Origin of the sequence: Allofournierella massiliensis (assembly GCF_004345265.1) — a bacterium.
In the GTDB taxonomy this organism is placed as follows: Bacteria; Bacillota; Clostridia; order Oscillospirales; family Ruminococcaceae; genus Allofournierella; species Allofournierella massiliensis.
Window position 1 is genome coordinate 1 of the sequence record NZ_SLUM01000059.1, and the last position, 5,611, is coordinate 5,611.

Sequence of the window (5,611 nt, forward strand, 5' to 3'; positions counted from 1 at the left end):
TGGCAGACCCATTCGTGGCCCCTTAAGGGGCTTTGCTAGTATTATGCCCTTCTAGGGCTTACTCAAGCCACCGGCTCAGCCGGTGGTTTTGACTCAGACCTTCTTGCGCAGCAGCGAGAAGGAGAAGAAGTTGGTGTAATAAGAAAGGGAATACATCACCGGCCGGGTCAGCTTGGAAAAGCTGATCTCATCCATCAGAAGGAGCGCTTCGTGGTCCGGCACCTCCAGCGTTTTCCGGATGGCAGCATCGCCCAGCACAGCGCTGGTGTGGGTGACGGTGCTGGTCACCGAAACGCCGCATACCTCCTCCAGAATATCGAAGATGGGGCGGGCGAAATCCTGCCGCTGGGCGCTTTCATGATCCAGCAGCTTTGCGGGCAGATAGTCCACCGAGTAGATCACCGGCATCTCGCCTGCCAGCACCCGTTTGCGCACCATCAGAACCGGATCACCCACCTCCAGCTCCAGCTGGCGAGCCAGGTGGCTGTCTGCCGTGAGCTGCTGCACCGAGATGCTGTCCGCGTGAGGAGTGTAGCCGGCGGCCCGGATCATGGCACTGTATTCAAATTTCTGGTCCAGACGGTTATCCAGTGCAACGATGCGCCGGTTTACCACGGTACCGATGCCACGCACCCGTTCCACATAGCCCTCCCGCTCCAGTTCGGCCAGTGCGTCCCGGATTACCGTGCGGCTGACCCCCAGGCGGGCCGCAAGCTCCACCTCGGCGGGCAGTCGCTCACAGCTTTCGTAGGGGCCGGTGCGCATTTCGCGCAGCAGCTGGGCTGCGATCTGCTGACTGATCACCGCACCGCCCAGCGGCCCCGCTTCACCGGTTTTTGCTTTTGCCATATCCAATTGCCTCCTGCACACAAATAAATCATACTTTAGCAAAAGTATAGCACAGCCCGGCCCGGTTGCGCAACAAAAAAGCCCGGGCGGCGGCCAAACAGGAACCGCTCCGGGCAAAAGGCGGAAATCAAACGCCGCCCAAATGTTTGATCTTTTTGTTGTAGCTGCGCCGGAAGAGTGTGAGCGCAAAGCACAGCGAAACTGCTTCAGCAATCAAAAAGGAGTACCACACCAGATCCACATTGCCGGAAAGCGACAGCAGCCAGGCGATGGGCAAAAGCAGCACCAGCTGGCGGAATACACTCATAAGCAGGCTGTGCAGCCCTTCACCCAGCGCCTGGAACAGGCTGCTGAGCACAATGGCAATGCCCGCGAACACAAAGCTCAGCGAGATAATGCGCAGCGCCGGCTCACCGGTGCGGGCCAGATCACCACCATCGCTGAACAGTGCCAGCAGCTGGCCGGGGAACAGCTGGAACAGAGCAGTGCCAAAGATCATGATTACGGTAATGGAAATCATGGCGGTTTTGGTGCAGGCCAGAATGCGCTGCTTTTTGGTTGCGCCATAGTTATAGCCCACAATGGGAACCAGAGCACTGGTCAGGCCGAAGCCGGGCATGAACACAAAGTTCTGCAGCTTGAAATAAATTCCCAGCACGGAGACGGCGGTTTCGGAAAAGCCGGCCAGAATGAAATTCATGCCGAAGGTCATTACGCTGGAGATGCTCTGCATGATGATGCTGGGCAGCCCCACCGAATAGATGCTCTTTACGGTAGGCAAATCAAAGCGGAGGGCGCTGGCACGGAGCCGAACCTCGTTGTTGTGGCGCAGGTTCAGCACCAGAGCCACGCCGCAGCCGATCCACTGACCAATCACGGTGGCTGCGGCTGCGCCGGCAACGCCCATTTTCGGCATACCGAACATGCCGAAGATCAGGATGGGATCCAGAATGATGTTCACCACAGCGCCGGTGAGCTGGCTGGCCATCTGGTAAACGGTTTTACCGGTCACCTGGATCAGCCGCTCCAGGCAGATCTGTAAAAACATGCCCAGGCTGAACACCAGGCAGATGCGCAGGTAGGCCGCGCCGCCTCCGGCAACCTCCGGATTTTTGGTGAAGAAGCTGAAAAACAGCTCCGAAAAGAACAGGCCGAATACGGCGAATACCGCCCAGCTTGCCACCATCAGCAAAAGGCCGTTGTGGGCCACCCGGTCAGCTGCCGGCCGGTCGCCCTCGCCCAGCCGGCGACTGAGCAGAGCGTTTACGCCGATGCTGGTGCCAACCGACACCGCGATGGTCAGCATCTGCACCGGGTAGGCGAAGCTCACGGCGGTGAGGGCCGCGTCGCTGAGACGGGCCACAAAGATGCTGTCCACCACGTTATACAGCGCCTGCACCAGCATGCTGATCATGATGGGGAAGGCCATGCCCAGCAAAAGCGGGGTCATCGGCTTGGTTCCCATGATGTTTTCCTTCATTTCACAATCCTCCGTTTTCTCACACAAATCAGCGCCCCGATTTGGGGCAAAACAAAGGAAACGGACCCGAAGGCTCGTTTCCTTTTTTGCAAGCAGATAGGGGCAGTGCGCCCCGTTTTTGGTCACATCCGGCTTTTCAGTCCCCGAATGTCCTGACCCAGAAAGAGAACCGGCTCACAGCTGCCACCCAGACGGCTGGCAATCTTCTCGGTATAGCGGGCTTCAAAGGCCTTGCCGTCCACAATGTTGGTGGTGTAGATGGTGGGCCGCTTTTCCAGAATGCGGGTGTTCAAAAGGTTATAGAAGCAGCTGGACATATAGGGGTTTACATATTCGGTGCCCAGATCGTCCAGAATCAGAAGATCCGCTTCCATCACGGCTTCCAGCAGAGGGCAGCTGTCGGCAAAGCGTTCCCGTTCCAGCTGGCTGAACAGATTCTGGGCGCAGATATACACCACATTGAAGCCTTTTTCCAGAACGATTTTGGCGATGGAAAGCGCGGCATGGGTTTTGCCAAGCCCCGCGTTGCCATACAGCAGAAGATTTGCGCTTTTCAGATCAAACTCCCGGGCGTATGCCTGCAGATAGTTCAAATTGTCCCGCATCAGGGCGCGGATATTTTCGCCGGTGGCCGGGTCGACGGCATCCGGATAAAGCGAAAGATCCATGCTCTCAAAGCTGCACAGGCTCAGGGGTGTTTCCTCGCTGATCTCCTGCCAGCGCAGCTGCCTTGCCAGCTTGCCCACACAGGGGCACAGGCGGCCGTTCACCATGCCGGTGTCCTGGCAGTCCGGGCATACATAGCGGGGTTCCAGACTTTGGGGACCGTAGCCGTTTTCGGCCAGCAGCCGGTTGATGTCCGCCTGGGTCTGGCGGCGTTGTTCGGCCACTGCCTGACGCTCGGCTTCCGGTGCGCCTTTTGCGGCCAGCTCCATGGTGCGCAGCCCCAGAGCCCGCACCTGCGCTTCCAGTTCACCCAGCCGGGGCAGAGCAGCCAGTGCTCCGGCCCGGCGTTCCTGGGCCTGAGTTACCGCCCGCTGGCGGCGGCTGGCCACCTGGCGCAGAGCTTCCCGATACAGTTCGTTTTTGGTGCGCATGGCTTATTCCTCCCGTTTCAGGCGCAGCGGACGGCGTGCGGGCCGCTGCAGGATGTCGTTGCCGCTGGGGGCCTGACGGTCTACCCGCACATTTGCACCAGCCAGCGATCCGCCGCCCCGGGCGTCGGTGGGGGTGCGCCAGCCCTTGGCGTACCAGCTTTTCAGAATACCATTGATGTATTTAGGGTCCTTGCTGCCGTTGCCGTGAAGCACCGCTTCCTCCACCATGGCGTCCGAGTAACCGAATTCCTCATACCAGCGGCGGATGCACCGCTTGTCCGCCAGGGTAAGCGCGCCCACAGGCATGCCCAGAATGGCGGCGGCTTTTTCCTCCCGCTGGCTTCGCTCCTTCAGCCGCTGGAGGTATTCTTCCGCCTCCTGACCGGTGGTCACGCCTTCCTGCGCCCAGCGATCCAGCTCCCGTTCCAGCTGGGTCACCGAATGGCGGCCCTGGCTGGCGATGTGGGCTGCACACAGCAGAATCACATCCACCGGGATGCTTTCATTCACATACAGCGACACCAGCCGCTGGATGTCCTTCTGGCCCAGGCTCTGGCCCAGATAGGTCTGCGCCTCGGTGGCAAGAGTGCTCACCATGGGGTCACGCATGGCGGCCATGCGCAGCTCCTCAGCGGTGAGCGGCGGCTGCTTGACAGGCAGAGGGGCGGGAGGGGTGGCGTCCCGCTCCAGCTCCAGAAGACCTACTCCATGCCAGAAATCCAGTGCCTTCTGGGCGGCCTGCACGTTCTTCAGGGCCAGAGCGTGGGCAATGTCCTTGGGATCGGTGCTGTGGGTGGCCAGAATGTAAAGGGCCACCCGCATGTGGTCGCCGGTGGCACGGGTGAGGTTGGTGAAGATCAGCTGTGGCACGGCGATGGAATCGCCGGTCTGGCTGCGCAGGCGGTAGGTCATAGGGCAAGGGCTCCTTTTTGTTCAAACAGGCATGGAATGCGGCGGGCATACGGCAAAGCCGCCGGCAGCCCATAAAAATACATCATAAAGCATACCACAAAATCGCTGTGCTGACCAGTGCCAGACGGCAAAAAAAGCCGGGAGAAAGGGGTGGCAAAGGAGGACGAATTGACAAACCGGCCCGGGACGTGTACCATTTATTTATAGAACGGCAGTAGGGGAAACCAGTGCCCGCGCCGGGGCGGAGAGGCGGATAGAGAAGATGAAGATCGCAATCGTGACCGATACAAACAGTGGCATTTCGGAAAAGGAAGCCCAGAAGCTGGGGGTTTACTGCCTGCCCATGCCCTTTTCGGTGGACGGGCAGTGGATGCTGGAGGGCGTGGATCTGACAGCGGAGGAGTTCTACCGGCTGCAGGCGGCCGGCGCCAACATTACCAGCAGTCAGCCCAGCCCGGAAACGGTGACCAACCTGTGGGATCGGCTTCTGAACGATTATGAGGCGGTGGTGCACATTCCCATGAGCAGTGGGCTGAGCGGAACCACCGCCACCGCGGCAGCACTGGCAACGGAATATGGTGGCCGGGTGCAGGTGGTGGATAATAAGCGCATTTCGCTGCCCCAGCGCCAGTCGGTGCTGGATGCGCAGGTGCTGGCAAAGCGCGGCCTGACTGCGGCTCAGATCAAGCAGAATCTGGAGGAGAACGCGTTAAAGGCCAGCGTTTATCTGACGGTGGATACCCTGAAATATCTGAAAAAGGGCGGTCGGGTTACCCCGGCGGCGGCTGCCATCGGCACCGTTCTGAACATCAAGCCTCTTTTGCAGATTCAGGGCGGCGGCATCGATGCCTACGGTAAGGTGCGCGGGCTGGCACAGGCACAGGACAAGCTGCTGGATGCCATCTGTGCCGATCTGACCGGACGTTTTGCCGGGATGCCCATGCACATCGGCGTGGCTTATTCCGGCGCACCGGAGGTGGGCAAAAAATGGCAGAAGTACGTGCAGGAGCGCTTCCCCCGCTGTAAGGTGCAGTGCAGTGCGCTGGGCCTGAGCATTGCCTGCCACACCGGCCCGGGTGCGCTGGGCGTGGGCTGCTATTATTACGAAGAGTAAGACCGAAAGAGCAAAAAAGCACAAAAGGGTGTGCCCCGAACTTTGGGCACACCCTTTTTTCGTGTTGTTTGCTTAAGTGTAAAGACAACCCCCGGCTAGGCCGGGGAGTGTAAAAGAAATTATATAATGAAAAAAGACCTACTGGTAGAAAAGAGTTGC

5 protein-coding genes are annotated in these 5,611 nt (G+C 59.4%); 1 reads left to right on the forward strand and 4 read right to left on the reverse strand.

The window, feature by feature from the left end:
* Positions 1-93: 93 nt before the first annotated feature.
* The 4 genes from EDD77_RS17665 to EDD77_RS17680 form a co-directional block, all read right to left on the reverse strand.
* Positions 94-849: a GntR family transcriptional regulator gene (locus tag EDD77_RS17665; protein ID WP_058966493.1), complete on the reverse strand. Its 756-nt coding sequence runs from the start codon at positions 847-849 to the stop codon at positions 94-96.
* 127 nt (positions 850-976) lie between these two features.
* Positions 977-2,329, reverse strand: a complete 1,353-nt coding sequence (locus EDD77_RS17670; protein ID WP_058966491.1) for an MATE family efflux transporter — start codon at positions 2,327-2,329, stop codon at positions 977-979.
* A gap of 122 nt (positions 2,330-2,451) precedes the next feature.
* The gene (locus EDD77_RS17675; protein WP_058966488.1) at positions 2,452-3,426 is read right to left on the reverse strand and encodes an ATP-binding protein; all 975 of its coding nucleotides are present in this window, start codon (positions 3,424-3,426) and stop codon (positions 2,452-2,454) included.
* Between the two features lie 3 nt (positions 3,427-3,429).
* Positions 3,430-4,338: a DnaD domain protein gene (locus EDD77_RS17680; RefSeq protein WP_132587461.1), complete on the reverse strand. Its 909-nt coding sequence runs from the start codon at positions 4,336-4,338 to the stop codon at positions 3,430-3,432.
* A 262-nt stretch (positions 4,339-4,600) separates the two neighbouring features.
* Here EDD77_RS17680 and EDD77_RS17685 point away from each other — a divergent pair, with 262 nt between their 5' ends.
* Positions 4,601-5,452: a DegV family protein gene (locus EDD77_RS17685; protein ID WP_058966484.1), complete on the forward strand. Its 852-nt coding sequence runs from the start codon at positions 4,601-4,603 to the stop codon at positions 5,450-5,452.
* The last annotated feature ends 159 nt before the right edge of the window (positions 5,453-5,611 follow it).

Coding starts and splice junctions, on each gene's coding strand:
- EDD77_RS17665 (WP_058966493.1), bottom strand. CDS start 849: ATGGCAAAAGCAAAAACCGGTGAAGCGGGGCCGCTGGGCGGTGCGGTG.
- EDD77_RS17670 (WP_058966491.1), bottom strand. CDS start 2,329: ATGAAGGAAAACATCATGGGAACCAAGCCGATGACCCCGCTTTTGCTG.
- EDD77_RS17675 (WP_058966488.1), bottom strand. CDS start 3,426: ATGCGCACCAAAAACGAACTGTATCGGGAAGCTCTGCGCCAGGTGGCC.
- EDD77_RS17680 (WP_132587461.1), bottom strand. CDS start 4,338: ATGACCTACCGCCTGCGCAGCCAGACCGGCGATTCCATCGCCGTGCCA.
- EDD77_RS17685 (WP_058966484.1), top strand. CDS start 4,601: ATGAAGATCGCAATCGTGACCGATACAAACAGTGGCATTTCGGAAAAG.